General features: G+C 65.2%; 25 protein-coding genes and 1 tRNA gene. 12 read left to right on the top strand and 14 right to left on the bottom strand.

From position 1 onward, the window contains the following. The first annotated feature begins 23 nt into the window (after positions 1–23). From CON77_RS11440 to CON77_RS11430, 3 genes are read left to right on the top strand one after another with little or no spacing between them, the layout of a single operon-like run. On the top strand, positions 24–1,025 hold the full coding sequence (locus CON77_RS11440) for a tripartite tricarboxylate transporter substrate binding protein (protein WP_232788510.1): 1,002 nt from the start codon (positions 24–26) through the stop codon (positions 1,023–1,025). Further along, on the top strand, positions 1,022–1,783 hold the full coding sequence (locus tag CON77_RS11435) for an ABC transporter ATP-binding protein (RefSeq protein ID WP_198552352.1): 762 nt from the start codon (positions 1,022–1,024) through the stop codon (positions 1,781–1,783). Before CON77_RS11440 ends, CON77_RS11435 begins: the two co-directional genes overlap by 4 nt. A 28-nt stretch (positions 1,784–1,811) precedes the next feature. Then, positions 1,812–2,258, top strand: a complete 447-nt coding sequence (locus CON77_RS11430) for an OsmC family protein (RefSeq protein WP_101049262.1) — start codon at positions 1,812–1,814, stop codon at positions 2,256–2,258. Between the two features lie 12 nt (positions 2,259–2,270). On the opposite strand, the gene crcB is transcribed toward CON77_RS11430, so the two are convergent. The 5 genes from crcB to CON77_RS11405 all read right to left on the bottom strand — a co-directional run bounded on the left by crcB (position 2,271) and on the right by CON77_RS11405 (position 7,908). Then, positions 2,271–2,654 carry a fluoride efflux transporter CrcB gene (crcB, locus tag CON77_RS11425; protein WP_101049261.1) on the bottom strand — a complete coding sequence of 128 codons (384 nt, stop codon included), beginning with the start codon at positions 2,652–2,654 and terminating at the stop codon, positions 2,271–2,273. A gap of 19 nt (positions 2,655–2,673) precedes the next feature. After that, positions 2,674–3,573 (bottom strand): recombination-associated protein RdgC, encoded by a 900-nt coding sequence (locus CON77_RS11420; protein WP_232788509.1) that lies wholly within the window; start codon positions 3,571–3,573, stop codon positions 2,674–2,676. A gap of 419 nt (positions 3,574–3,992) precedes the next feature. After that, positions 3,993–6,362, bottom strand: a complete 2,370-nt coding sequence (locus CON77_RS11415) for a putative bifunctional diguanylate cyclase/phosphodiesterase (protein WP_101049260.1) — start codon at positions 6,360–6,362, stop codon at positions 3,993–3,995. Beyond that, complete coding sequence (locus tag CON77_RS11410; RefSeq protein ID WP_157826929.1) at positions 6,359–6,976, bottom strand: methylamine utilization protein; 618 nt, start codon at positions 6,974–6,976, stop codon at positions 6,359–6,361. The genes CON77_RS11415 and CON77_RS11410 overlap by 4 nt, the downstream gene beginning before the upstream one ends. Beyond that, complete coding sequence (locus tag CON77_RS11405) at positions 6,973–7,908, bottom strand: DUF4394 domain-containing protein (RefSeq protein WP_101049258.1); 936 nt, start codon at positions 7,906–7,908, stop codon at positions 6,973–6,975. Before CON77_RS11405 ends, CON77_RS11410 begins: the two co-directional genes overlap by 4 nt. A 205-nt stretch (positions 7,909–8,113) precedes the next feature. Between CON77_RS11405 and CON77_RS11400 the strand changes: the two genes are divergently transcribed. The 3 genes from CON77_RS11400 to CON77_RS11390 are packed head-to-tail and all read left to right on the top strand — an operon-like array spanning position 8,114 to position 9,443. After that, complete coding sequence (locus CON77_RS11400; RefSeq protein ID WP_101049257.1) at positions 8,114–8,428, top strand: L,D-transpeptidase Cds6 family protein; 315 nt, start codon at positions 8,114–8,116, stop codon at positions 8,426–8,428. Positions 8,429–8,433: 5 nt separating this feature from the next. Beyond that, the gene (locus CON77_RS11395) at positions 8,434–8,781 is read left to right on the top strand and encodes an ATPase with chaperone activity (RefSeq protein ID WP_101049256.1); all 348 of its coding nucleotides are present in this window, start codon (positions 8,434–8,436) and stop codon (positions 8,779–8,781) included. Further along, the gene (locus CON77_RS11390; protein ID WP_439650564.1) at positions 8,718–9,443 is read left to right on the top strand and encodes a GDSL-type esterase/lipase family protein; all 726 of its coding nucleotides are present in this window, start codon (positions 8,718–8,720) and stop codon (positions 9,441–9,443) included. Before CON77_RS11395 ends, CON77_RS11390 begins: the two co-directional genes overlap by 64 nt. Here the strand turns inward: CON77_RS11390 and CON77_RS11385 are convergent. Continuing rightward, a complete protein-coding gene (locus tag CON77_RS11385) occupies positions 9,409–11,367 on the bottom strand; it encodes a sensor domain-containing diguanylate cyclase (RefSeq protein ID WP_157826927.1) in 1,959 nt (652 codons plus the stop codon). The genes CON77_RS11390 and CON77_RS11385 overlap by 35 nt on opposite strands. 418 nt (positions 11,368–11,785) lie before the next feature. Between CON77_RS11385 and CON77_RS15200 the strand changes: the two genes are divergently transcribed. Both CON77_RS15200 and CON77_RS11375 read left to right on the top strand, forming a co-directional pair. Beyond that, on the top strand, positions 11,786–13,552 hold the full coding sequence (locus CON77_RS15200) for an Ig-like domain-containing protein (RefSeq protein WP_157826926.1): 1,767 nt from the start codon (positions 11,786–11,788) through the stop codon (positions 13,550–13,552). An 11-nt stretch (positions 13,553–13,563) separates the two neighbouring features. Then, a complete protein-coding gene (locus CON77_RS11375) occupies positions 13,564–14,013 on the top strand; it encodes a site-specific integrase (protein ID WP_101049252.1) in 450 nt (149 codons plus the stop codon). Positions 14,014–14,060: 47 nt separating this feature from the next. Here CON77_RS11375 and CON77_RS11370 read toward each other — a convergent pair. The 6 genes from CON77_RS11370 to CON77_RS11345 all read right to left on the bottom strand — a co-directional run bounded on the left by CON77_RS11370 (position 14,061) and on the right by CON77_RS11345 (position 20,771). Beyond that, positions 14,061–14,136, bottom strand: a tRNA-Thr gene (locus CON77_RS11370). A 57-nt stretch (positions 14,137–14,193) separates the two neighbouring features. Next, complete coding sequence (locus tag CON77_RS11365; RefSeq protein WP_101049251.1) at positions 14,194–15,225, bottom strand: class 1 fructose-bisphosphatase; 1,032 nt, start codon at positions 15,223–15,225, stop codon at positions 14,194–14,196. Between the two features lie 29 nt (positions 15,226–15,254). Then, the gene (gene pepN, locus CON77_RS11360) at positions 15,255–17,963 is read right to left on the bottom strand and encodes an aminopeptidase N (RefSeq protein WP_198552351.1); all 2,709 of its coding nucleotides are present in this window, start codon (positions 17,961–17,963) and stop codon (positions 15,255–15,257) included. A gap of 18 nt (positions 17,964–17,981) precedes the next feature. Further along, positions 17,982–19,086 (bottom strand): peptide chain release factor 2 gene (gene prfB, locus CON77_RS11355; protein ID WP_101049250.1). Its coding sequence is split into 2 segments (ribosomal slippage): positions 17,982–19,004 and positions 19,006–19,086, totalling 1,104 coding nucleotides; the frame shifts between segments, so codons are not numbered across the junction. A gap of 85 nt (positions 19,087–19,171) precedes the next feature. Next, positions 19,172–19,750, bottom strand: coding sequence for a hypothetical protein (locus tag CON77_RS11350; RefSeq protein WP_232788507.1), 579 nt, complete (start codon positions 19,748–19,750; stop codon positions 19,172–19,174). Positions 19,751–19,811: 61 nt separating this feature from the next. Beyond that, positions 19,812–20,771, bottom strand: coding sequence for an alpha/beta fold hydrolase (locus tag CON77_RS11345; RefSeq protein WP_101049249.1), 960 nt, complete (start codon positions 20,769–20,771; stop codon positions 19,812–19,814). 74 nt (positions 20,772–20,845) lie between these two features. Here CON77_RS11345 and CON77_RS11340 point away from each other — a divergent pair, with 74 nt between their 5' ends. The 4 genes from CON77_RS11340 to plsY are packed head-to-tail and all read left to right on the top strand — an operon-like array spanning position 20,846 to position 24,889. Then, entirely contained in the window at positions 20,846–22,570 is a 1,725-nt protein-coding gene (locus CON77_RS11340; protein ID WP_369407350.1) for an acetate--CoA ligase, read from the top strand. 58 nt (positions 22,571–22,628) lie between these two features. Further along, positions 22,629–23,702, top strand: a complete 1,074-nt coding sequence (locus tag CON77_RS11335) for an aldo/keto reductase (RefSeq protein WP_439650566.1) — start codon at positions 22,629–22,631, stop codon at positions 23,700–23,702. 14 nt (positions 23,703–23,716) lie between these two features. Beyond that, positions 23,717–24,214, top strand: coding sequence for an aminoacyl-tRNA deacylase (locus CON77_RS11330; RefSeq protein WP_101049246.1), 498 nt, complete (start codon positions 23,717–23,719; stop codon positions 24,212–24,214). 45 nt (positions 24,215–24,259) lie between these two features. Beyond that, a complete protein-coding gene (gene plsY / locus CON77_RS11325) occupies positions 24,260–24,889 on the top strand; it encodes a glycerol-3-phosphate 1-O-acyltransferase PlsY (protein ID WP_101049245.1) in 630 nt (209 codons plus the stop codon). Positions 24,890–24,947: 58 nt separating this feature from the next. Here the strand turns inward: plsY and CON77_RS11320 are convergent, their stop codons facing one another. Together CON77_RS11320 and CON77_RS11315 are read right to left on the bottom strand one after the other, a co-directional pair. Then, complete coding sequence (locus CON77_RS11320) at positions 24,948–25,895, bottom strand: HD-GYP domain-containing protein (protein ID WP_101049244.1); 948 nt, start codon at positions 25,893–25,895, stop codon at positions 24,948–24,950. A gap of 4 nt (positions 25,896–25,899) precedes the next feature. Continuing rightward, positions 25,900–26,442, bottom strand: a 543-nt coding sequence (locus tag CON77_RS11315; protein ID WP_101049243.1) for a retropepsin-like aspartic protease family protein, incomplete at its 5' end; no start/stop codon positions are given.

The raw sequence follows: 26,442 nt of genomic DNA, 5'->3' as shown, positions 1-26,442 counted from the left end.
CCAGCGCCACAACGGAGACAAACGTGACCCATCCCAATGCCGCAGGCCCGCGGCGCATGTTTCTGCGTGCCGGCACGGCAGCTGGCCTGAGCGCCTTGTGGCCCGGTCTGGCCCGGCCCAACACCGCCAAGCCTTGGCCGCAGCGCCCCATCCACCTGATCGTGCCCTGGCCGGCCGGCGGCGGCACCGACCTGACGCTGCGCGCCCTGGCCGACGAGGCCGCCACCCGCCTCGGCCAGCCGGTGGTGGTGGTCAACCGGCCGGGGGCCGCCGGCACCCTGGTCGCACCCCTGCTCAAGGCCGCCGCGCCCGACGGTTACACCATCGGTCAGCTGCCCATCACCGTGCTGCGCTTTGCCCTCATGAACCGGGTGGCCTGGAACCCGATGACGGACCTGGCCCCCATCCTGCAGGTCTCGGGCACCACCTTCGGCTTGCTGGTGCCGGCCGACAGCCCCTGGCGCAGCGTGGCCGACCTGCTGGCCTGGGCGCGCGCCCACCCCGGCGAACTCACGCTCGGCTCCACCGGCGTCGGCTCCACCCCGCACCTGGCCATGGAAGAGCTGATGCAGGACCAGGGCCTGGCCTACACCCACGTGCCGTACAAAGGCACCGCCGACCAGATGCTGGCGCTGGTGTCCAAGCACATCATGGCCGGGGTCAACTCCACCGGCTTCGCCCCCTGGGTGGAGCAGGGCAAGCTGCGCCTGCTGGCGGTGTTCGCCGAGCGCCGGCTGGGCCGCTGGCCCCAGGTGCCCACCATGCGCGAATTGGGCTTCGAGAAAGCCGTCTACAACTCGCCCTGGGGCCTGGTGGCACCGGCCGGCACCCCGCATGCCATACTGACCGCCTTGCACGACGCCTTCAAACACGCCATGTTCACCCCCCGCCACCTGGCCGAACTGGCCCGGTACGACCAGAGCCCCGAATACCTCGACCCCGCCGCCTACCTGGCCGCCCTGCGCCAGACCCAGGCCAGCGAACGCCGTTTGCTGCAGCGCATGAAGCTGCTGGCGGCGCCATGAGCGGCATGCACATGGCCGACGCACCGGTGCTGCAGGCCACCGGATTGGTCAAGGCCTACAACGGCAAACCCGCCCTGCGTGGGGTCGATCTGCGGCTGCAGCCGGGCGAGCTGGTGGCCCTGCTGGGCCCCAACGGCGCCGGCAAAAGCACCCTGATGCAACTGCTCACTGGCCTGTTCGTGCCCGACGAAGGCCGCATCGAGGTGCTGGGCCACGACCTGCGCCACGACGCTCCCCGTGCCCTCGCCGGCCTGGGGGTGGTGTTCCAGCAGATGGCGCTGGACCTGGACCTGTCGGTGCGCGCCAACCTGCTCTTCCACGCCGACCTGCACGGTCTGCCGCGCCGGCTGGCCCTGGAACGCATGGCCCAGGGCCTGGCCGCCCTGGGCATGGAAGGCCAGCTGGCCCACCCGGTGCGCACCCTCTCGGGCGGCAACCGGCGCAAGGTGGAACTGGTGCGCGCCATGCTGCACCGCCCCCGGGTGCTGCTGATGGACGAGGCCACCGTTGGGCTCGACCCCGCCTCGCGCCAGCAACTGCTGCAGGCGGTCCAGGCCTTGCAGCGCGACACCGGCGTGGCCACCCTGTGGGCCACCCACCTGGTGGACGAAGTGGAGGGTGCCGACCGGGTCGTCGTGCTGCACCAGGGGCTGGTCCGCTTCGACGGCGCGGTGGACGCCCTGCTGGCCGCCACCGGCGCCGACCGGCTCGAAGCCGCCTTCCTCCAGCTCACCGGACCGGCGCCGCGTATCGGCTAATCTGTCGGGGTTTGCTGGAGGAGCTTGCATGACACAGACCGCCACCGTGACCCTCACCCGCCTGTCGGGCTACCAGTTCCAAATCGATTTCGGTCTGGACACCCCGGCCTTGTTCAGCGACGAGCCCCCGCCCCTGGGGGCCGGCAGCGGCCCCGCGCCCAACCACCTGCTGCTGGCGGCTGTGGCCAACTGCTTGTCGGCCAGCCTGGTGTTTGCCCTGGGCAAGTTCAAGCAGGATCCCGGTCCGATCAAGGCCACCGCCACCGCCACCACTGGCCGCAATGCCAGCAACCGCCTGCGCATAGAGGCCATCGATGTGCACCTGGAGCTGCAAAAGCCCGGCGCCGAATTCGAGCACCTGGACCGGGTCCTGGCCCAGTTAGAGGAGTTCTGCACCGTCTCCATGAGCGTGAAGCAGGGCATCGCCATCGGTGTGCGCGTCAGCGACGCCGACGGCACGGTGCTCAAAGGCTGACTGGGCGGGCGCTCAGCGCGCCGGCCAGAGCGCCTGGGCGCTGGCGATGCCGGCCCAGGTCAGCAGCAGCGAGCCCGCCACGTGCAGCGTGGCGTTCAGCAGCCCCAGCCCGACGCGGCCGCCTTGCAGCATCACCACGGTTTCCAGTGAAAACGTGGAAAACGTCGTCAGCGCGCCCAGCAGGCCAGTGACCAGGGCCAGGCGCCACACCGGGTCCAACCCCGGGTGCTGTTGGAAAAACACCAGGGCCAGGCCCACCACATAAGCCCCCGCCCAATTCGCCACCAGCGTGCCCCAGGGCAGCCAGGCGCCGGTCTGGTTCAGCCACAGGCCCAACCGCCAGCGCCCCAGGGCACCAATGCAGGCGCCCAGGCAGATCGCCGCCACCGTCAGCATGGCCGGGCGGTCCGTGGGCTCACAGCAATTCCCCGCCCAGGGCGGCGATCAGGTCGGTGATCAGCGCACCCAGTTCGCCCGTGGCGATGGCCGCGTCGGCGTCGAAGCCACCGTTGTCCTCGGCGCCGGCGTTGTCCTCGAACACCCCGTCGAGAAAGGTGATCTTGCTCAGCACCGTGCCTTCGCTGAGCATGCAGCTGACGCGCCCGTCCCAGTCCAGTGCCAGCTTGGTGGGCAGCTTGCCCTGGCCGATGTGCAGGCGCATCTGCTCGTCGTCGAGGTGGTGGCGGGTGAACTTCACCACCGATTTCATCTCGTCGCCGGACTTCAGCTCCACCTCCCGGCCGGGGGCGAAGTGGGCCGGCCAGTCGTCGGCGCTGCCGGTCAGCCAGGCCGTCATCGCCGCCTGGGGCGAGACCTGGGTGTTCAAGGGGCTCAGCTGCAGGCCGTCCAGGCCCTTGACCAGCGCGGTGAGGATGTCGTCGGCCTTGGACTGGCTGCCGGTGTCCAGCACCAGCCGGCCCTGATCCAGGTCCAGCCAGACCATCACGCTGCTGGTCTTGGCAAAGGCCATGGGCATCAGGTCGTGCACGATCTCGTCGCGCAACTCCCGGCTTTCCTTGCGGCCGGGTTTGCGCCCTTCCTTGGCCTCGATCTGGGCCAGGCGCTCCTCCAGGTGGCGTTTGACGACCGCTCCGGGCACGCCCTTGGTCTCGATCTGGAAGCGCAGCAGGCGCTGCCCCCCCACCAGTTCCACCAGGGCACCGTGGGCGTCGCCACGCGGTGGCACCCAGCCCATGGCTTTGTCCTGCGTGGCGCTGCAGGGCACGAAGGGCATCTGGGCCAGGGCGGCTTCCATGTCTTCCACGGAAACCGACCAGTCCGGCCCCACGCGGTAAACCATCACATTCTTGAACACGTCAATCCTCTGTACTTATTAAGGCTGGCATCTTAGCCGTACCCCAAGCGGTCCAGTGGCAACAGGCGGTAACCGGTCTGTTGCAGCGCTTTCAGGACGGCACGGGCGGTGCTCAGGGCGTGTGGTTCGTCCCCATGCACGTTCGAGCAAGGCATCTAAACAGGCCCGCGTGCATGCGCGAGGCTGCCCGGTTGTGTGAGTTCGCACCAGTTGTCTGTCACGGCCATGTAGGCGCAACCGTTTTCGGTCTAACCCAGTTGCAAGCGGCCGTCGGTTTGCAGGATATAGCTTTGCCAGGCGGGCCATTCAAGTTGGACTCCAACTCCAGAGTACTGGCAGCGTTACCTAAGGGCCCCAGGCGCGGTTCAAAGTGGGACATTTTTCGGCAGCGGGCGGGGTATGGGAATAACCTCTCGGAGTCAGTGCTGTGTGGCCACGCGCTCGTTCCAGGCCTGCAGCCAGGCTACAAATTCGCTGGCGGGCATGGGCCGGCTGATGTGGTAACCCTGGGCATCATCGCAATTCAGCTCGTGCAGCTTGTCCAGGATCGCCTGGTTTTCCACGCCTTCTGCTACAACCGTCAGGCCAAGGTTGTGGGCTAGGTCGATGGTCGAGCGCACAATCTTTTCGTCGCTGACGTCTTTTTCCATGCCCATCACGAACGATTTGTCGATTTTCAATTCGCTCACCGGCAGGCGCTTGAGGTAGGCCAGGGACGAGTAACCAGTCCCAAAATCGTCGATCGAGAGCTTGAACTTCAGGTCAGCCAGTTGGTTGAGGGTGTTTTCGGCCCGCTGGGGGTCGTCCATGATGGCGCTTTCGGTGATTTCCAGGCAGAAATCCGAAGCTTGGACGCCGTGGTGCTGCATCAGCGTGGACAGACGAAGGGGAAAGTCTAGGTCCAGCAGGTCGCGGGTGGAGAGATTGATAGCAATGCGCAAATCTGCGTCTGCCGGCCCCAGGCTGGCCAGCAGTCGGGCGGCTTCCTCGAACATCCACAGCGTTAGTTGCCGTACAAAACCCGTTTGCTCTGCGAAGGGGATGAACTGCATCGGCGGCACCAGCCCGCGGCCAGGGTGCTGCCAACGCACCAGTGACTCGGCCGCCACCACTTTGCCGGTACGCACATCCAACTTGGGTTGCAGGAACAGCCGAAGCTCATCGTTTTGCAGCGCTTGGCGCAGGTCGCTCAACAGCGACAGGTTCAACTCGCTGGAGGAGTCTAGCGAGGGTGAATACAGCAGCACGTTTTTAGTCGTGGTTTTGGCCGCGTGCATGGCTATTTCGGAGCGGCTCATCAACAAGTCGGCATGGTCAGCGTCGGCCGGCCAGCAAGCCAAGCCCATGCAGGCGTCAATGTCCACGGTCTGGTCGTTCAAGGCTAGCGGCGCTTCGAACGCTTCGTGAATGCGCTCGGTGATTTTGAGGGCCCCCTCGGCGCCAGAACGGGTCAGCAGAATGGCAAATTCATCCCCGCCCAGCCGGGCTACCAGATCGCCCTGGCGGTAGACCTGTTGGGTCAGCCGGTGCGCTACGGCTTTGAGCAATTCGTCGCCAAAGCTGTAACCCAGCACATCGTTGACGTGCTTGAAGCGGTTCAGGTTCAGGGTGATCACTACCAACGGCTTGGCCACGTCGCGGGCGCCCGAGATTGCGTCTTTCAAGGTTTGGCGGAACTGCTCGCGGTTAGGCAGACCGGTGAGGCGATCCCAGTAAGCTAGGCGCAAAATTTCTTCGCGCTGTTCGGCAATGCTGGTGCGCATCTGGTCGAAACTGCGAGCCAATGCGCCCACTTCGTCGTTGCGGGCGGTGCCAGGTACCGATACCTCGAACTTGCCTTGCCGCAAAGCAGTGGCCACTTCGGTCAACGCCTGCAGAGGTCGCGTCACGAACCGGGTGCCCACGGCACTGCCCATGCCAAACAGCACCACGCCAGCGACGGTGATGAACGCCAAAGTCCATTGAAGTGCCAAAAACGGCGCGGCTGCTTCGTCGAAGGATCGAAACAGGGCCACCTGCATAGTGCCTGTCATGGTTTCCGGTACGATGTGCCTGACCATCAGGTGTTCGTTTTTCCAACGCACCTCGGTAGTCATTTCGTTCATCATCAGCCGTACGGCATGGACTTCGGCCATGGCCAAGGTGGACAGGGCAATTGAGGGTTCATCCGGCGGTTGCGCCACCATCATCACCGACTTGAGGCCGGCCAAGCGCAGCATGTCGTCCACCAGGGTCTGCGTGAGCGGAAAGCCCATCACCACCCAGCCAATGATTTGCGGCGCCCGTACTGGCGCCAGCACGAACTGGTAGGCCACGCGCTCCACCACAATCAGGTTGCCTTTGCCCGGTTGTTGGGCCAAGTTGGCCCCCAGCACCGGCATGGTCGCCAGCAGCGCCATGCCTTGCCCGTCAGCACTGTTGGTGGCACTCACAAGTGAGAACTCTGGTGTGAGCAAGGCGGAAATTTCTGCCCCGATTCGGTTGCCGTTGTTCTCCAGCGCCGATGCAATGGTTTCTTTGTCGCCGCTGGCAATGGCCGAGCGAAAGCCGAAATCAGCCGCCAGCACCACCGAAGCCTCGTACAACCGAGTGGCGTTCTGGTCCAGCAAACGCTGCCACACTTCGGTTCCCAGGCTCAAACCGGCGTCAATTTCAGAACGCACCTGTTTGTCCACTGCTTCACGCACGGTCCAAAAGCTGGCCGCCTGTACCAGAAGGAGCAGCACCAGCGAAAACAGCACCAGCCGCTCGGCCAGCGGCTGCCTTTTGAAGCTGAGCCAGTGCTTCATGATGGCAGCAAGCCTTTCAGTGTGACTTGTGCTTGGGTATCCGCATCACCCAGATTGACCGTTTGACGGGTGGGCGCAGCGTTGGATGGCACGCGCTGGTGCCACGTTTCCATTTGGTAGGTGCCTTTGGGTACGTTACCCAGTGTCAGTTTGCCTTGGGCGTCGGTTTTGCCGAAGTAGGGCGTGTTCACCACGTGCACCCAGGCAATCATGTGGTCGTGGATGTTGCAGCCCAGCACCACCAGCCCCGGCTTGTCAAACACCACAGGTGCGGCCGGTGTGCCAGCGTAAAGCTTCAGCTCGAACTTCTTGGCCGGTGAGAACGAATAAACGTGGTGGCGCACAGTGTCCTCGTTCGGGAAGGTGATGGACGTTCCAGCTGTGATGACGGTGACCGCCGGCAAAAACGTTTTCTCCCGCTGAATAATGTTCTGCTCCTTGCCGGATTTCACTGCGTTGGCCGCCAATGGCGATTTGAGCTGGACGACCGCGTCGGTCAAGGGTTGACCGCTTTCATCCGTTACCAGCACAGCCAATATGCCTGCCTTGGCACTACCCAGCACACATAAACCACTGGCCAGTAGGGCCGCGCGCAGTACTGTCGTGCGCATCATGGTTCAATCGCCATGCCGGCAACGGCCTCGCCACCCCCCACGGTGCCCAGCAGGGTCGCGGTCCCGAAGTCCAGGTCGATTTTGACCAAACGGGGTAGGGTGGTGGTGGCCGAAGTGACGATGGCCAGCGCCACATTGCTGACGTCCGAAATGTCCAGCGTGGCATCAGTCAGCGGGCCCAACCCCATGGCGCCCACGGTCGTTAGCACTCCCAGGTTGGGCGACACCGCTGGTTGCACCCCTTCGCGGGTGCCTTGCAGCAACAAAGCACCCAAGCGGCCATCAATGGCGAAGTTGGTTGTGAGTTTGTCGTTCTTGGAGTTGTAGGTATAGCCGGCAGCTACCAAGTTGGGGATCTGACCGGCGTTTACGTCAGTGGAGGCGAAGGCCAAGCGCGGGTCGGTCTGTACGCCATCTTCCTTTGCGTTGAAATCGACGATCGCTGCGGTGTCCGGGTGCAGGCGGTGGTTGTCACCTGTGCTTTGAACCACCCGGATACGGTCGGCTGCAGGGTTAAAGTCAAAGCCCATGGGGCCGGGGTTGAGCGCTATCTTGGTGGCGCTGGGGTTCACCGCCTTAGCTATGCCCTTGTCCGGATCCAAGGTGTACAGGGTACCGCTGCGGCCTAGGCCAAACATGACGCCTTTGGCCACACGGTAATCAATGCCTACCAGAGCATCGCCGGGCATCAGACCGCTTATGGCTTTACTGCCGAGTACGTTGCGAGGGTCGGCAGCGTCGATGTGAACCAGCTTTTGAGAGGTTGTCAGCACCCAAACCGAAGGCGGCAGGACTGGAATAGTTGATTTTTGTACCGTTTGGGCTGCAGTGCCGCGGGGCAAAAAGGTCGTAGCTGTGGTCACTGCCAGCACGCCAGTGAGCGCAAGCCATTTCAATGTTTTATGGCCTGTTTGCGCAGTACGTGATTTCATGCGGTCTGGCTCCTTGAGAGTAGAAAATTCAACACTCAACAGATTGCTCTGGATGCTCGTAGCATACAGATTTAGCTTCCTGCGTGATGATGTGTGTCTTGGTAGCCAATATTATTGGTTTGAAGCAATTGCTTGTAGCTCTGAAACTATGACATGGACTGTTTCCCTAAGCGAGTGTATTTGCCTACCTTGTCCGCGACCGGCGGTGGACAACTGGGCACGGGCCTGGAGCCGGTCTGATTTTGACGGCTACCTGCAGTCCTATTCCAATGCGTACCCGCCAGGGGGCGGGCAGACGCGCGCGGCCTGGGTGCAGGAGCGCCGCGCCCGCATCGTCGGGCGCCAGGGCATTCAGGTGAAAGTGTCGAACCTGCAGGTGGCGCTGGACGGGGACCGGGCTGTGGTCCGTTTTCGCCAGGATTACCGGGCGGGCAGCATTGTGTCGAACGCGCAGAAGCGTCTGGACCTCCGGAACGAGCAGGGCCGCTGGCGCATCGTGGCCGAGCGGGTAGGGGGCTGAACACCGTGTCGGATTCGCAAATCCACTTGCCCCCGTCTTTCGTGGCCGTGCACACGCCCCCTGGGCGGCTCCGGCCGCTCATGGGTTGGGCCGAACTGGTGCAGCGCCACGAGTGCTGCGAGGACATGGCGCAGATGCTGGTCGAGCCTGCCGCGCAGATCCTGGTGCGCCTGGGCATTGCCGAACATGACGTGCTGAACAAGGTGTGGGTCGGCTTGAGCGACGGGGAGGTGCGTTTGAGCGAGGCCGAAGGCCGTTGGGTGGTGTGCCGCCTGGCGGAACTGTTGCAATGGCCGGTGCCCGCCGGGATCGCCGATGGCGTGCCGGTCAACGGCGAGGCATCCCGGGGATGAAGGCCGGCGGCGTGTTTGGGGGGCGCCGCCGATGTCTGGCGTGGGCGGTGGGGGCGGTCCTGGTGGGGACCGCGGCTTGCGACACGGCGCCACGTCTGGCCGCGGTCGCACCCGGACAGACCGTGTTGGCCCTGGGGGACAGCGTGACCCACGGCACAGGCGCAGGCCCGAGCGAGGATTGGCCCAGTCTGGTGGCCCAAGCCACGGGTTGGCAGGTCGTCAACGCCGGGGTGCCCGGTGACACCGCACAACTCGCACAGCAACGCCTGGCGCCATTGCTCGAGGCCCACCGTCCGGCCTTGTTGATCCTGGAGATCGGTGGCAACGACCTGCTGCGCCGCCGCCCGCCGGCCGAAGTGAAAGCCGACCTGAGGGCGATGTTGCACACGGCCCGGGCCGCAGGGGTGGCGACGGTGCTGGTGGCCGTGCCCGAACCCACTTTGCTGGGGGCCCTGGCGGGGCGTGTCCGCGACGCCGAGCTGTACGCCGAAGTGGCCAAGGAAGAGGGGGTGGCGCTGGCGCCCGAGGTGTTGGCCCAGGTGTTGTCGGAGCCGGCCTGGCGGGCGGACCCGATCCACCCCAACGCGGCGGGTTACCGGCGCCTGGCCGACGGTCTGCTGGCGCGCTTCAAGGCGTTGGGTTTGTTGTGGGTGCCGGGCTGACGCAGACCCGGTTGCGCCCCCCGCTCTTGGCCTGGTACAGGGCTTCGTCGGCGCGGTGCAGCGTGGCGTCGATGTCCGCATCGGAGCGCTGCCATTGCGCCACGCCCATCGACACCGTGAATGCAATCTGTGGGCCGTCGTCGAGCAGCACCGGGGTGGCTTGCAGCATTTCGCGGATCCGTTCGGCCACTTTGTGGGCGCCGGACAAGGGGGTGCCCGGCACGATGACGGCAAACTCTTCCCCGCCCAGGCGGGCGGGCAGGTCCACCTCGCGCAGGGCGGACACCAGCTGGCGCCCCAGTTGACGCAGCACCGCATCTCCGCCCGCATGGCCGAAGTGGTCGTTGATCTTTTTGAAATGGTCCACGTCCAGCATCAGCACGCTGAACCCTTGTTCCATGCGCCGTGAACGGGCGATTTCCGTTTGCGCCCGCTCGTAAAAGGCGCGCCGGTTGGGGAGGGCGGTCAGCATGTCGGTGTGGGCCAGTTGCTCCAACTGGGCTTCCACCATTTTTTGCTCGGTGTGGTCGAACACGGTGGTGCGGCTGGCCAGGAAGCGCCCCTGTTCGTCGCGCAGGGCCGAGGCGCTGATCAGGATGGGCATGGGCGTGCCACTGCCGCGGATGAGTTCAAGCTCCAAGTCTTTGATGTACCCGTCGCACATGAATTCGGAGTATCGCTGGCGGAACACCGCTTGGCTGGCGGGCGTGAGAAAGTCTTGGAAGTGCCGGCCGAGTACCTCGTCCAGCGACCGTCCGAGCCAGGACAGCTCGGTTTGGTTCATGCGCACCACCCGACCTTCCGGGTCCAGCGAGTGGTAGCCACAGGGGGCGTGGTCGTAGAGGTCTTGCACCTCGGCGCGCGCGGCTTCGGCCAGGTGCAGGTCGCCGCGCACGGCGACCTCGCGTTGGCGGGCCGAGCGAAAGCGCTGGAACACTTCAACCAGTTCCTGGATGTGGATGTTGCGCCGCTCCGGCAGCGTGGCTTCGTCGTGGGCCATGGCGTCGGCGACCGATTGCATCTGGCGCACCAGGTAAGCAGAAAATACCACGGCCGCCAGCACCGACAAAGCCATCCACAGGGTGGCCAGGCCCGCGATGTGCTTGAGCATGTCGTGAACCGACGCGTTCAGGATGCTTTGTGGCACCGCCATGCCCAGGTACCAGTCGAGTCCAAAGATCGGGCGCACCCGGTTGATGGTGAGGGTGCCTTCCAGTGTGGCGCCCGCGGTGGCCTGGCTCTGACCGGACAGAATGGCTTCCCGGAAGGAGGCGCTCGACGGTTTGCCGACGTAGCGGTCGGCGTCGTGGCTGCGGGCGACCAGGATGCCGTTGCGGTCGGCGATGCCCGCAATCCAGCCGGCTGGCAATTGGTCGGCGGCCACGAACTGGTTGAGCGCATTGGCTGCGATGATGCCCCGCAGCGCGTGCGTGGCGGTGCCGTTGCTGCGCACGATGGGTACCGTCACGGCCACCACCTGGAGGGGGCTGATCGGCGAGATGAAGGGCCCCGAGGCGTTGGGGCTTTGCGTGCGCAGGGCCTCGGCCACGAGTTCGGGGGCGCCCAAGGGCAGGCCGGTGCGCTCCAGCGGCACCGATGTGAGGAACAGAATGCGCTCTGCATCGACCAGGGTGATGGCGCGGATGCCACTCTGGTGGCCGACGACGCGTTGGGCGTGGTGGTACAGCGTGGGGATGTCCAGGGCCAGTGCGGCATCCGACACGGCCAGGCTGGTGAGCGTGCCCACGGTGTTTTCCAATTCCTCGGACACCGCGTGCGCCATGTCGTCGCTGCGCCGCTCCAGTTGTTCGATGAGGGTCTGCTGCTGGAAGTTTTTGTAGTCCCACACCACCGACAGCGCAAATGCCAACAACGGCAAGGTCGCCAGCAGCGACAAGCCGAGCAACCAAGTGCGCAAACTCAAGCGAAGGTGTACCAAGGTGCGGTGGGTTTGACAGACACGAATCGGTCTGGCGGCATTATCACTTTTCTGTGTGGGTGTTGATCAAGTCGCTGCGATTTGGGCCGTGGCTTGAGGGCAGAAAGCCCCTGCGGTCGCCATCCACCGCACCCGCAGGGGCGTTCGTCCGGGGTCTTGTGGTCAGCGCGGCATGGAGGGGGTGGAGAGCAATTCGGCTTCTTGCGTCCCAGGGCCCAGAGGGCTTTTTTCTGTGCGCCGCAGGTGGGTTTTGACGAACACGCCCATGTCAGGGTGGGTCCAGAAGGTTTCCTCGTTGCCGATGGTCGTGCTGCAGACGACCTTGAAGGGGTAGCCTCCCCCAAACAGGGGATGTCAAGCGGATTATTTATCTGTTATAAACTTAAAAGAAAGGATATTTATCATGAGCATGGATGAGGCTAGATTTAATTTTTCTTTAGACGCTGCTGGATCAATTGCAACAAATTTTTATTTGCTGGTTGGTGACAATGCTTATTCGTATTCATATTCTGGGACGAATATTTCATCTGGAGTTTTTGGGGATCTGGATGCTTATTTCATGAGGCTCCAAGTTGGACATACTTATACGGCGATAATTAGTCAGGGTAGTCCATTTGGAGTAGGTCCGGCCGATGCTGATTTTGCATTGTTGGATAGAAATGGTTACGTTTTGGCGCTCTCATATGACTATGGTGGTTATTCCGGGTATACATTTACGGCTACTGACTCACTGTATTATCTGCAGGCTTATACCAGTACCCAAGGCTATACTGGTATAAGACTTGAAGATAATACAATTATTGAAGCAAATGGCATTGGTGAAACGATCGAATCCGGTAGATCATATACGGCCGCCTTGGATTATGTTTCTGACGTTGATATTTACAGATTTAGCGCTGTGGCCGGTGTTTCATATGAGTTTGGTATCGTAAGTTCGATCCCCGATATATATTTGGATGTAGAGTATTCTCAGCGATCCGTGGATAGCTTGGTGTCGGCCGGGGGGGGGAGATATAGTTTTTCGGCTCCGTATACCGGTTATTATGAGTTGCACATCTCTTCAAATACTTTCGTTAATACGGGGGGCTATACGCTTTATACGGATATAACACCTCCGGAAATTTCAATAGTTGCAAATAAGTCTTCGCTATCGCTTGGTGAACAAGCTGTTGTTTCATTTTTATTATCCGAGGCATCCACAAATTTCACCCTGTCTGATTTGACGGTCTCTGGCGGGGTTCTGAGTAGCTTCTCAGGTAGCGGTTTTAACTACTCGGCCATATTTACACCAACGGCTAATAGTACAGTCAACGGTGTGGTGAGTGTGGCAAGTGGAAGATTTTCAGATGCTGCAGGAAACTACAACGTTGATGGATATGAGGCAAACAATACAGTCACTTTGACTGTGAATACCCTAGCGGTAAATGAGGTTTTCGGGACTTCTGCGAGCGATAGATTGTTTGGTAGTAGTGGTAACGATCTGGTGGATGGTGGTCAAGGTACCGACACCGTCGTTTACTCAGGCAACGCCTCTCAGTACACCATCCAAATCGACCGAGTTCACGGCACCGCAGTGGTGACCGACAGCCAAACCGGCCGCGATGGCAGCGATACCCTCACCAGCATCGAGCGCCTGCAGTTCGGCGGCCAGACCTTCGATCTGTTCAATCCGGCGCGTACATCCGTACCCATGTACGGCCAAGCCAACAACTTCCTGTTTGATGCCTCTTACTACCTGTTGAGCAACCCCGATCTGGCGTCCACCGTCACCATGGACAACGCCTTCGCTCATTACCTGAGCACCGGAGCAGCCGAAGGCCGAGATCCTAACGCCTGGTTCGATCCCGTTTACTACGCCAACCGCTGGGACGACTTGAGTTCCTTGAACCTGTCCGCAGACATCCTGTTCCAGCACTACAACCTGTACGGGGTGTGGGAAGGACGCAGTGCCGGACCGGCCTACGACCAGTACGATGGCAACCGCTACCTGAGCGAAAACCCCGACGTGGCCGCGTACGTGGACGCGTACATCGGAGACTTCCTGGGCAGTCGCACCAACGGGGCGGTGGCGCACTACCTGATCTATGGTGCGGCAGAAGGCCGTGTGGCCTACGACTTGGAAGGCAACCAGATTGACCAGACCATCCTGATTGGGGTGCCTACCGTTTAAAACAAATTGAAATGCCGGGGCTGCGTCAGGGCAACGTCAAAAGCCTGCGCTGGAGCCAGATCAGTCTGGAGCGCAGGCATATGTGGGTTTCGGCGTCGGAACACAAAAACGGTAAAGCGCACGCGGTGCCGTTGAATGAGCAGGCCATGGCGGTCTTGCAAAAGCGCAAGGGCACGCACCGGACCTATGTTTTCACCTACGAGGGGGAGCCGGTGACGCAGGTCAGCACCAAAGCCTGGCGCAATGCGCTGGTGCGTGCAGGAATTGAGGATTTCCGCTGGCATGACCTGCGCCACACGTTCGCCACCTGGCACCGTGAGGTGGGGACACCGACCCATGAACTGCAGCGTCTGGGCGGCTGGAGAATCCAGTCGATGGTGGAGCGGTATGCACATCTGGCGCCCGAGGGCTTGCAAGCTGCTGCGGCTCGACTGGATAATCTGCGTGTGGTTACGTCTTAGCTACAAGAGAAAAGCCCCTGACCATGACAGCCAGGGGCTTGTATCTGTGGTGCCGGAAAGAGGAATCGAACCCCCGACCTTCTCATTACGAATGAGCTGCTCTACCGACTGAGCTATTCCGGCACGGTTGCCGCGTCTCCGCGGAAACAGCCTCGCATTATAGCCACGCCGCTGGGCGCTTCAGCGTTGGGCGTCGGCTTCCAGGTGGTAGGCGGTGACGCGTTCCACCTCGTTTTTCGAGCCCAGTACCACGCTCACGCGCTGGTGCAGTTCGGTCGGGGCGATGTCGAGGATGCGCTGGCGGCCATTGGTGGCGGCACCGCCGGCCTGTTCCACCAGCCAGCCCATGGGGTTGGCTTCGTACATCAGGCGCAGCTTGCCGGGTTTGTTCGGCTCGCGCTGGTCCCAGGGGTACATGAAGACGCCGCCGCGGCTGAGGATGCGGTGCACATCGGCGACCATGGACGCGATCCAGCGCATGTTGAAGTCCTTGCCGCGCACGCCGTCTTTGCCGTACAGGCATTCTTCCACGTAGCGCTTGACCGGGGCGTCCCAGTGGCGCATGTTGCTCATGTTGATGGCGAATTCCTTGGTGTCTTCGGGGATGCGCACGTTTTCCTGCGTCAACACGAAGGTGCCTTGCTCGCGGTCCAGGGTGAACATGCTCACGCCGTGGCCCACGGTCAGCACCAGCGTGGTTTGCGGGCCGTAGATGCAGTAGCCGGCGGCCACCTGCTGTTTGCCCGCCTGCAAAAAGTCTTTTTCTCTGACAGGTTCGACCATCTTTGGGTCGTCGTTCGGTTTTTTCAGCACGCTGAAGATGGTGCCGATCGACACGTTGACGTCGATGTTGGAAGAACCGTCGAGCGGGTCGAACATCAGCAGGTACTCGCCCTGCGGGTAGCGGTTGGGCACCACGTAGATGGTGTCCATTTCCTCGCTGGCCATGGCCGCCAGGTGGCCGCCCCATTCGTTGGCGTCGATCAGCACCTCGTTGGCGATGATGTCCAGCTTTTTCTGCACTTCGCCCTGCACGTTTTCGCTCTCGGCGCTGCCCAGCACCTCACCCAGGGCGCCTTTGTTGACCTGGATGGCGATGCGCTTGCAGGCGCGGGCGACGATTTCGAGCAGCAGGCGCAGCTCGGACGGGATCAGGCCGTGCTGGCGCTGCTGTTCGATGAGGTAGCGGGTGAGGGAGATGCGTTGGGTCATGGGGGCTCCGGTGGGGGCGCGCGGGCGGCTCAATCGGCCAGGGCGCGGGTGACGACCTCGCGCACGTCGTTGCTCAGGTCGGCCTTGGCGGCGACGCGGGCGATGGCTTCGCGCGCGGCGGTGCGGTAGGGCTCGGCCAGCTTTTTCCAGCGGTCCAGGGCGCGCGCCAGGCGGGCGGCCACCTGCGGGTTGAAGGCGTCGATTTCGACCACGCGTTCGCTCCAGAACACGTAGCCGGCGGCGTCGGCGCGGTGGAAGGCGCCGGGGTTGGCGTTGCAGTAGCTGAAGATGACGCTGCGGGCCCGGTTCGGGTTCTTGAGGTGGAAGTCCGGGTGTTGCAGCAACTGCTTGACCACGGGCAGGATGTGGCCGCCGTGGTCGGGCGCGCCGGCCTGCAGGGCGAACCACTTGTCCAGCACCAGCTCTTCATTTTTGAACAGGGCGTGGAAGCGTTCCAGCGCGTTCTGTGCCAGGGCGTGGCCGCTGCCGACCAGTGCGTTCAGGGCGTTGAAGCGGTCGGTCATGTTGCCCGCGTCTTTGAAGCGCTGCAGGGCCTTGCCGGGCCAGACCGGGTCGCCGGTGTGGCGGGCCGCCAGGCACAGCATCTGCAGGGCCAGGCCGGCCAGGGCGCGGCGGCCGCTGGAGACCGGATCGGGCCGGTAGGCGCCGTTGTGTTGGTGGGCGTCGAAAGCCTGTGCCCAGTCCGCGTGCAGGGCGTTGGCCAGCTGGGCGCGCATGGCTTCGCGCACGGCGTGAATGCGCTGCGGGTCCACCACGTCCAGTTGCTCGGCGATGTAGGTTTCGCTGGGCAGGGTCAGCACCAGCTCCTTGAAGGCGGCGTCCAGACCGGTGTGGCGCAGCACGCCGCGCATGGCATCGAGGTAGGCGCCGTTCAGTACCTCGGTGGGCACCGGGCCGTCGGCCTGGATGGCGGCGAGGGCTTGGCGCAGGGCCAGTCGCTGGCCGGCTTCCCAGCGGTTGAACGGGTCGGTGTCGTGCGCGAGCAGGGTCAACAGCTGGGCGTCGCTGTAGGCGTGTTCCAGCACCACCGGGGCGCTAAAACCGCGCAACAGGGAGGGCACCGGTTCGCTGTCCAGGTTGACGAAGGTGAAGGTCTCGCTGGCCTCGGTCAGCACCAGGGTGCGGCTGCCTTGCTCGGGCTGGGTCCAGTGCGCCAGCTGCAGCGGCAGTTCCTGTCCCTGCGCGTCCAGCAGGCCCAGCGCCACTGGGATGACGAAAGGCTCTTTCACCGCCTGGCCGGGGGTGGCGGGGCAGCTCTGGCTCAGCGTCAGGGTGTAGCTGCGCGCGGCGGCGTCGTACACGCCCTGGGCTTGCACGCGCGGCGTGCCAGCCTGGCTGTACCAACGCTTGAACTGGGGCAGCAGGCGGGCCAGGTCGCTGGCGGGGTTGGCGTCGGCCATGGCCTGCGCGAAGTCGTCGCAGGTCACGGCCTGGCCGTCGTGGCGCTCAAAGTAGAGCTTCATGCCTTGGGCAAAGCCCTCGCGGCCGACCAGGGTCTGCTGCATGCGCACCACCTCGGCCCCTTTTTCGTAGATGGTGACGGTGTAGAAGTTGTTGATTTCGGCGTACTGGTCGGGGCGCACCGGGTGGGCCATGGGGCCCGCGTCTTCGGGGAACTGGGCGGTGCGCAGCACGCGCACGTCTTCAATGCGCTTGACGGCGCGGGCCGACGGGCTGCCGGCCATGTCCATGCTGAATTCCTGGTCGCGGAACACGGTCAGGCCCTCTTTCAGGCTCAGCTGGAACCAGTCGCGGCAGGTGACGCGGTTGCCGGTCCAGTTGTGGAAGTACTCGTGGCCCACCACGCTTTCCACGTTGCCGAAGTCCACGTCGGTGGCGGTGGCGGCGCTGGCCAGCACGTACTTGGTGTTGAAGATGTTGAGGCCTTTGTTCTCCATCGCGCCCATGTTGAAGTCGCTGGTGGCGACGATCATGAAGCGTTCCAGGTCCAGCGGCAGGCCGAAGCGCGCCTCGTCCCAGGCGATGGAGGCCATGAGGGAATTCATGGCGTGTTCGGTTTTGTCCAGATCGCCCGCGCGCACGTAGACCTGCAGGGTGTGTTCGGTGCCGCTGCGGCTGAGGATTTTTTGTTCGCGGTGCACCAGGCTGCCCGCCACCAGCGCGAACAGGTAGCAGGGTTTCTTGTGTGGGTCCACCCACTTGGCGTAATGCCTCGGGCCATTGGGGCCGTCTTCCAGCGGGCCTTGCTCGACCAGGTTGCCGTTGCTCAGCAGCACCGGGTAGGCGGTTTGGTCGGCGCGCAGCGTGACGCTGTAGCTGGCCATCACGTCCGGACGGTCGAGGAAGTAGGTGATGCGGCGGAAGCCCTCGGCCTCGCACTGCGTGAAGAAGGTGCCCTGGCTGACGTAGAGACCCATCAGCTGGGTGTTCTTGCTGGGGTTGCAGGTGGTGAAGATTTCCAGCTCGAAAGGCTCATCGCCTTCGGGCAGTTTTTCCAGCACCAGCTGTTGGCCGTCCATCTTGAAGCTGGTGCCGGCGCCGTTGACCAGCACGCGTGCCAGGTTCAGCTCCTCGCCGTCCAGGCGCAGCGGCTGGGCCGCGACGCCGGGGTTGCGGCGCAGCCGCATTTTGTTGAGCACGCGGGTTTTGGCCGGGTCGAGGTCGAAGGTCAGGTCCACCGTGTCCACCACAAAGGCGGGGGCGGTGTAGTCTTCGCGCTTCACCACGGCGGGGGCGCCTTCACGCAGAGAGGTCATGAGGGGGTCCGTTTCTGCTCAAACGCCTTGCTTGAGCGAGGCTTCGATGAAGGGGTCGAGGTCGCCGTCCAGCACTTTCTGGGTGGCCGAGATTTCGACGTTGGTGCGCAGGTCCTTGATGCGGGAGTTGTCCAGCACGTAGCTGCGGATCTGGTGGCCCCAGCCCACGTCGGTCTTGGTGTCTTCCAGCTTTTGCTGTTCTTCCATGCGCTTGCGCATTTCGAAGTCGTACAGGCGCGAGCGCAGGCGCTGCCAGGCCACGTCTCGGTTGCTGTGCTGGCTGCGGCCGTCCTGGCACTGCACCACGATGCCGGTCGGGATGTGCGTCAGGCGCACCGCCGAGTCGGTCTTGTTGATGTGCTGACCGCCGGCGCCGCTGGCGCGGAAGGTGTCGGTGCGCACGTCGGCGGGGTTGATGTTGATCTCGATCGAGTCGTCGATCTCGGGGTAGACGAACACCGAGGCGAAGGAGGTGTGGCGCCCGCCGGACGAGTCGAATGGCGATTTGCGCACCAGGCGGTGCACGCCGGTTTCGGTGCGCAGCAGGCCAAAGGCGTATTCGCCTTCGATCTTGAGGGTGGCGCTTTTGATGCCGGCGGTGTCGCCGTCGGTCAGGTCTTCCACCGTGACCTTGAAGCCCTTGCGTTCGCCGTAGCGGGTGTACTGGCGCAGCAGCATGCTGGCCCAGTCGCAGGCCTCGGTGCCGCCGGCGCCGGCCTGGATGTCGAGGAAGCAGTTCAGCGGGTCGGCCGGGTTGTTGAACATGCGGCGGAATTCCAGCTTTTCCACGTCGGCTTGGAGTGCGTCGGCTTCCCCTTCGATGGTGGCAATGCCGGCCTCGTCCTCTTCCTCGCGCGACATCTCGAACAGTTCGGTGTTGTCGGCCAGTTCGGAACCCAGGCGGTCGAGCACCAGCACCACGTCTTCCAGCGACTTGCGTTCCTTGCCCAGTTCCTGGGCGCGTTTGGGGTTGTCCCAGACGGTCGGGTCTTCCAGCGCGCTGGCGACCTCGCTCAACTTCAGGGCTTTGGCATCGTAGTCAAAGATACCTCCGGAGCTCGACCACGCGTGCGCTGAGGTCGGTCAGTCGGGAGGAGAGGGTGTTGAGGCGTTCTGCGTCCATGGGGCGGGTGTCCTGAATTGTCTAAAGGCAAACTGCTATTTTCTCATGGGGCCCCCGGCTTGGGGACGGGCGGGGGCCGAAGGGCTCAAAAACGCCAGCTGGTGCCCACCATGACGGCCGCGGTGCCCAGCAGTTGCACTTCCACCGCGGCCTGTTCGCTCAGGCGGTAACCCACCGCCGGGATCACCACCGGCGAAAAACCGCCCACGTTCAGCGGCACCTTGTCCTTGTGTTCGCCCACGTAGCCGTAGATGATCCCCGCCGTGGCCGAGGCATAGAGCCGCGGCAACCCAGGCACCAGACCCGGCCAGGTCTTGCCCACGAAGGCGTAGGCCGAGGGCTGGCCGAAGGAGTTGCTGAACAGGCTGGCGCCGCAGAAGCGGTCGCCAGGCAGGCGGCGGCTCAGGCTGAAGGCGACCACTTGCCGGTGGTCGTCGGAGTAGCGCCAGTGGTGGGTGTAGGGAGAAAAGAAGGCCTCATGGCGCAAGCGCGGGGCGGTGCCGCCCTGGTCTGCCGAAGGCTCGGACCAGCCGGGGCACAAGGTCTCGGAGGCCTGGGCTCCCAGTGGAGCGCTCAGGCCCAGGCAGGCGACCAGTGCCCAGTGGCGCAGGCGGGCGGTGGTGGCCACGGGGTGGTGCAGAAGGAAGAAGTGGGCAGCAGTCAAGCCGCCATTGTCCCCGCAGGCCGGCGCGCGGTCTGTAACAAATGGTCGCGCCGCGCGGGCTTCAGGCCAGAAAGTCTTCGATCAGGCGGGCCACGGCGGCCGGCTGGTCGTGGTGCAGCATGTGGCCGGCGTCGGCCACCACGGCGGTGCGGCAGTCGGGCACGTAGCCCAGGCGCTCGTGGTATTCGGCCAGGGTGTATTCGCCGCGGGTGAACCACTGGGCCAGGCTGTCGTCGGACGCCTCCACCGCCAGCACCGGCGCGGCGATGCGGGCGAACACCTCCAGCACCTCGTCCAGCCGGTAGAGCAGGGCGCTGGTGACCTTGTGGGCCGGGTCGCCCAGCACCTCCCAGCGGCCGTCGGCGTTGCGCGCGGCCCAGTGTTCGGCCAGCCACAGCGCGCGCGCCAGTGGCAGGCGGCGGTTGGTTTTCATCAGCCGCTGGGCCACGCCGTGGAGGTCGTCGTAGGCTTTGAGGGCCAGGTCGCCGCGGTGCAGGGCCTTCAACTCGTCCATCCATTTGGCGTAGCGGCCGGGCGCCTGGGCCGGGCGGGTGGCGGGCATGCCAAAGCCCTCCAGGTTGACCAGGCGGCGTACCCGCTGCGGCCGGATGCCGCCGTACATCATGGCCACGTTGCCGCCCATGCTGTGGCCGACCAGGTCGATCGGGGCGTCGGCCGGGCGGCCAAGCTCGGTGTTGACGTGGTCCACCAGCACGTCCAGGTCGGCCAGGTAGTCGGCGAACAGGTAGTGGTCGGCTTCGCCGTAATCGGTGGGGTGCCGGGCTTGTGTCAGGTGCAGGGGGCGGGTCTGGCCGAAGCCACGCCAGTCGGGGGCCACCACGAAGCGGTCCTGCGCCATGGCATCGAGCACGAACTGCCAGGAGGCGGACACGTCCATCCAGCCGTGCACCAGCAGCAGCGGCGCCCGGTCTGGCGTGGGCGTGCCCCACTGGCGCAGGTGGTAGCGCTGTGACCGGATGGTGACAGCTTGGTGGTGGGCGGGGCGCAGAACTTGATACATACTGGTGATTATTCAGGAGACCCGCCATGGCCCGCAGTCAAGGCAGAGACAAAAAACATCCCCCCGCTTCCCCCATGGACGCCTATGCCGGCTTGCACGCTGGCTTCCGCTGGCAGGTGCCGGAGCGCTTTAATATGGCCGAGGTCTGCGCGCGACGCTGGGCCGCACGGCGCTCGACGGCCGGGCAGACGGCGGTGCTGGCCGACGGCCCCGACCAGCGCCCGCAGGCGCACAGCTACGCCGATTTGCAGGCAGCGGCCAACCGGCTCTCCAATGGCCTGCGCCTTCTGGGCGTCAAGCCCGGCGACCGCGTCGCCATCGTGTTGCCGCAGCGTTTCGAGACGGCGGTAGCCTACATCGCCGTGCTGCAGATGGGCGCGGTGGCGATGCCGCTGTCGCAGCTGTTTGGTCCCGAGGCGCTGGAGTACCGGTTGCAGGACAGCGCCGCGGTGGCGGCCCTGGTGGACCACGCCACCGGCCCGGCCGTGCAGGCGGTGCGCGAACGCTGCCCGGCGCTGCGCCACGTGCTGGGGCTGACCGGCGCCTTCGACACCGAGGTGGTGGACTGGCCCGCGGTGCAGGGCAGCGCGCGCAAGCGCTTCGAGCTGGTGGACACCCGCGCCGACGACCCGGCCGTGCTGATCTACACCAGCGGCACCACCGGCAACCCCAAGGGCGCGCTGATTCCCCACCGCGCGCTCATCGGCAACCTCACCGGTTTTGTCTGCAGTCAGAATTGGTTCGGCTTCGATCCCTGGAATCCCAAACAAGCCTCCGAAGCGGTGTTCTGGAGTCCCGCCGACTGGGCCTGGACCGGCGGGCTGATGGACGCGCTGCTGCCCACGCTGTACTTCGGCCGCCCCATCGTGGCCTACAACGGCCGCTTCTCGCCCGAGGCCGCGTTCGAGCTGCTGCAGCGCCACCGGGTGACCCACACCTTTCTGTTCCCCACCGCGCTCAAGGCCATGATGAAGGCCTGCCCCGAGCCCCGCGGGCGCTACCGCCTGCACTTGCGGGCCATCATGAGCGCCGGCGAGGCGGTGGGCGACGCCGTCTTCGCCTACTGCCAGCAGGAGCTGGGCGTGACGGTGAACGAGATGTTCGGCCAGACCGAGATCAACTACATCGTCGGCAACTGCGCGCGCTTGTGGCCGGCGCGGCCCGGCAGCATGGGCAAGGGCTACCCCGGCCACCGGGTGGCGGTGATCGACGACGACGGCCACGAGTGCCCGGTGGGCGTGCCCGGCGACGTGGCGGTGCACCGGCTGGACGTGCACGGCCAGCCGGACCCGGTGTTCTTCCTGGGCTACTGGAACAACGAGGCCGCCACCGCCGCCAAGTTCACTGGCGACCCCGCCGACAGCTGGTGCCGCACCGGCGATCTGGCCCTGCGCGACGCCGACGGCTACCTCTGGTACCAGGGCCGGGCCGACGACGTGTTCAAGGCCGCGGGCTACCGCATCGGGCCGAGCGAGATCGAAAACTGCCTGGTCAAGCACCCCGCAGTGGCCAACGCAGCGGTGGTGCCCAAGCCCGACCCCGAGCGCGGCGCCGTCGTCAAGGCCTATGTGGTGCTGGCGCCCGAGGCGGCCGCCCGCCGCGCCGCCTGCGCCCACCCCGAAACCGAGTTCGACGCGGCGCTGGTGGCCGAACTGCAGGCCCACGTCAAGGGCCGGCTGGCCCCGTACGAGTACCCGAAAGAGATCGAATTCATCGACTCCTTGCCCATGACCACCACCGGCAAGGTTCAGCGCCGTGTCCTGCGCCTGCAGGAAGAGGCTCGCGCCCGCCTGGCCTGAACGCGTTCGTTCCCGTCAGGCGCCTCACGTACACTGCGTCCAACTCCTTTGCATGCTTATGACTTCCAACCTCCCGACCGTCAACCTGGGCCAGAGCGGCCTGCGCGTCACCCCGATCTGCCTGGGCACCATGACCTTTGGTGAGCAGGTGGCCCAGCCCGAGGCCCACGCCATCCTCGACCGCGCGCTGGAGCGCGGGGTGAACTTCATCGACACCGCCGAGATGTACGCGGTGCCGGCCAAGGCCGAGACCTGCGGCGCCACCGAAACCATCATCGGCGAATGGTTCGCCCGCCGCCCCGGCGTGCGCCAACAGGTGGTGTTGGCCACCAAAGTGGCTGGCCCGTCGCGCGGCATGCCCTGGATCCGCGGCGACCAATCTGGCCTGACCCGCGCCGAGATCGTGGCCGCCTGCGAAGGCAGCCTGCGCCGCCTGCAGACCGAGGTGATCGACCTCTACCAGATCCACTGGCCGGCGCGCAACGTGCCGGTGTTCGGCCAGTTGTACTACGACCCGAGCAAGGACAAGCCCTGCGCCTCCCTGCACGAGCAGCTGGAGGCCATGGCCGAGCTGGTCCGGGCAGGCAAGGTGCGGGCCGTGGGCCTGTCCAACGAAACGCCTTACGGCGTGCACGAGTTCGTGCGCCTGGCCGAACAACACGGCCTGCCGCGCGTGGCCACGGTGCAGAACCCCTACTGCCTGCTCAACCGCACGGTGGAAAACGGCCTGGACGAAACCATGCACCACCTGGGCGTGTCGCTGCTGGCCTATTCGCCGCTGGCCTTCGGCCTGCTCACCGGCAAGTACGACGCCACCGGCATCGACGCCGCAGACGCCCCGGCCGGCCGCATGGCGCTGTACGACTCGATGAAAAAACAGCGCTGGGGCCGGCCCGAGGCCCTGGCCACGGCGCGCCGCTACAGCGCCCTGGCGCGCGAGCATGGCCTGACGCCGACGCAACTGGCCCTGGCGTTCTGTTACACCAAATGGCAAGTGGCCAGCACCATCATTGGCGTCACCTCGCTGGCGCAGCTGGACGAATGCCTGGACGCCTGGGGCACGACCTTGTCGCCCGAACTGCTCAAGGCCATCGACGCCATCCGCTGGGACAGCCGCGACCCGGCGCTCTGACGCGGCCCACGGGCATGGCCAAGAAAGCGCACGTTTCCGAAACCCCCGCCACCGCCTGCCTGAAGGCGCACGGGGTGGCCTACACCGAGCACGCCTACGACTACGTGGACCACGGCGGCGCCACCCACAGTGCCGCGGTGCTGGGCTTGGACCCGTTTGCCGTGGTCAAGACGCTGGTGATGCAGGACCAGGACGCCGCCCCGTTGGTGGTGCTGATGCACGGCAACCGCTCGGTGTCCACCAAAAACCTGGCGCGGCAGATCGGCGCCAAGTCGGTGGAGCCGTGCAAGCCCGAGGTGGCGCAACGCCACAGCGGTTATCTGGTGGGCGGCACCTCGCCGTTCGGTACGCGCAAGGCCATGCCGGTGTACGTCGAGGCGTCGGTGCTGGGGCTGGACCGCATTTGGCTCAACGGCGGGCGGCGCGGTTACCTGGTGGGCATCGCCCCGCAGGCGCTGGTGGCGGTGCTGGGCGCACGATCGGTGGATTGCGCCATCGCCTTGCAAGGGTGAGCGCCCAGGGCACAATGCAAGCCCTGACGAATTTGGAGGTGGGACATGGGTGAATGGATGACGCCGTTGGCGGTGGGCGTGGCGTATCTGCTGGGGTCTTTGTCGTTTGCGGTGCTGGTCAGCCGGGTGATGGGCCTGAACGACCCGCGCACCTACGGCAGCAAGAACCCCGGGGCGACCAATGTGCTGCGCTCCGGCAACAAGGCCGCGGCGGCGGTGACGCTGCTGCTCGACGCGTTCAAGGGCTGGCTGCCGGTGTGGGCCGTGGCCCAGTGGGGCGAGGCCTGGGGCCTGGGCGCGGGCGCGCTGGGGTTGGTCGGTCTGGCCGCCTTCCTGGGGCACTTGTTTCCGGTGTTCTTCGGTTTCAAGGGCGGCAAGGGCGTGGCCACGGCGGCCGGCGTGCTGCTGGGTTTCGAGCCCTGGCTGGGGCTGGCGGTGCTGCTGAGTTGGGTGTCGGTGGCGGTGTTCACCCGTTATTCGTCGCTGGCGGCCATCGTGGCGGCGGTGTTTGCGCCCTTTTTCTACCTGTTCGGCGACGGTGTCGCCTGGAACGCGGCCGCGCCGGTGGCGCTGGCCATGGGCGTCATGGGGGGGCTGCTGTTGTGGCGCCACGCGCAGAACATCCAGCGCCTGATCGCCGGGCAGGAAAGCCGGATCGGCTCCAAAAAGCACTGAGCGGACAGGCCGGCTGCGCCGATACGGCGACCGCGCCGAAGGGCTGGCCGCCGGTGCTTCAGGGCCGGGTCAGCGCCACGCGCGACAGTTGCAGCAGGCGCGGGTGGTTCAGGCGCACCCGCACGCTGCGGGTGACCAGGGCCGCGGCAATGCCCAGACCGTCGGTGCCGGTGTCGATCAGCTCGGGCTCCACCACCGGGGTGTCGTGGGCGTCGAGCACGGTCGCCACCCAGGGTTCGCCCGGGCGGTCCGAACGGCGCAACACCACCGCGACGCGGTCGTCGGCCAGGCGCACGAAAGTGCCGGGAGGGCAGATACCCACGCTGCGCAGCAGGGTGTGGCCGATGGCGTCGGGCGCCTGACCGGCCTTGGCCACCAGGTGCCGGCCGGAGTCGGTGACGCAGCGGCCGGGGCGGCTTTCGCGCGGGCTGATGAGCGCGGCGTAGCGGTCCATGGCCTGCAGGATGCGGGTGGGCAAAGGCAGGTCCGCCCCGGCTTCGTGGTGCTGTTCCACCGTGTCCAGCCACAGCCGGTCGCTCACCCCCAGTTCGCGCAGCCATTGGGCGCTGCGGGCGGCGTGGGTGTCGATCTGGGCGCGTTGGGCCTCGTCCGGCGGGGTGGCCTGTTCGGCCAGGGTGTCTTGCAGCCGGGTCATGGCCAGGTTCATGGTCAGGGCGGCCAGGGCCAGGCTGTCGCGCTGTTCGGGCGGCAGCGCCAGGTCGTCGGCCACCAGCTGACACAGCGCCCAACAGACCATGGCGTGCGAGGCGCTGTAGGCCACCGTGGACGAGGCCGCCAGCTGGAACAGCCAGTACAGGGTGCTGTCGCCGTCGATTTCCAGCAGGGCGCGGCCTTCGCGGTGCAGCGTTTGCGCCTGTTCGACGAAGTCCGGTCGGGCCTGCGGGGCCAGCAAGAGCGCGGCCAGCCGGGTTTCCAGGTCGGACCACTGTTGCATCCAGTGCTGCATGGCGCCGTAGGCCGGGTCGGGGTGGGCGGTGAAATTCATGGGGTCAATACCGGGGTTCCAGCGTCATGCGGCCGTCTTCGCGCCGCATGGCAAAGCGCGACAGGAAGCTGTTGCCCAGCAGCACATAGGGCAGTTCGGCGGGCAGCACCACCGCGGTCACGCCGTGGCTGGTGTGTTCGCCCACCTGCACGGTGTGGAGCAGCACCTGGTGGCCGGTGATCTCGCCGTTGGCGGTTTTCACGCGCACTTTCTGGCCGTTGCCGAGGTTCAGGCCGATGCGCCGGGCCTGGGCTTCGCTCAGTGTGAGCACGGTGGCGCCGGTGTCCACCAGAAACTGCACGGCCTGGCCGTTGATCTGACCGGGGCTGGTGAAGTGGCCCCCGCCATCGGCCAGCAGGGTGATGCCGCGCGTGGCGCTGGGGCTCTGGGCCGCCAGCGGGCCATCTCCCAGGCGCAAGGTGCGGCGTTCGCCCTGCACGTCGAGCACCACGTGGTCCTGGCCCACGCTCAGCACGCGCACGCCGGCGAGGGTCTGGCCGGTGGCCACGAAGCGCGGGGTGCCACCGTCCACCGCCAGCAGCGCCCG

Source organism: Macromonas nakdongensis, from assembly GCF_002837145.1.
Classification (GTDB): domain Bacteria; phylum Pseudomonadota; class Gammaproteobacteria; order Burkholderiales; family Burkholderiaceae_C; genus Macromonas_B; species Macromonas_B nakdongensis.
The sequence above is the reverse complement of the archived record's forward strand: the minus strand, read 5'-3'. Positions and strand labels throughout refer to the sequence as shown.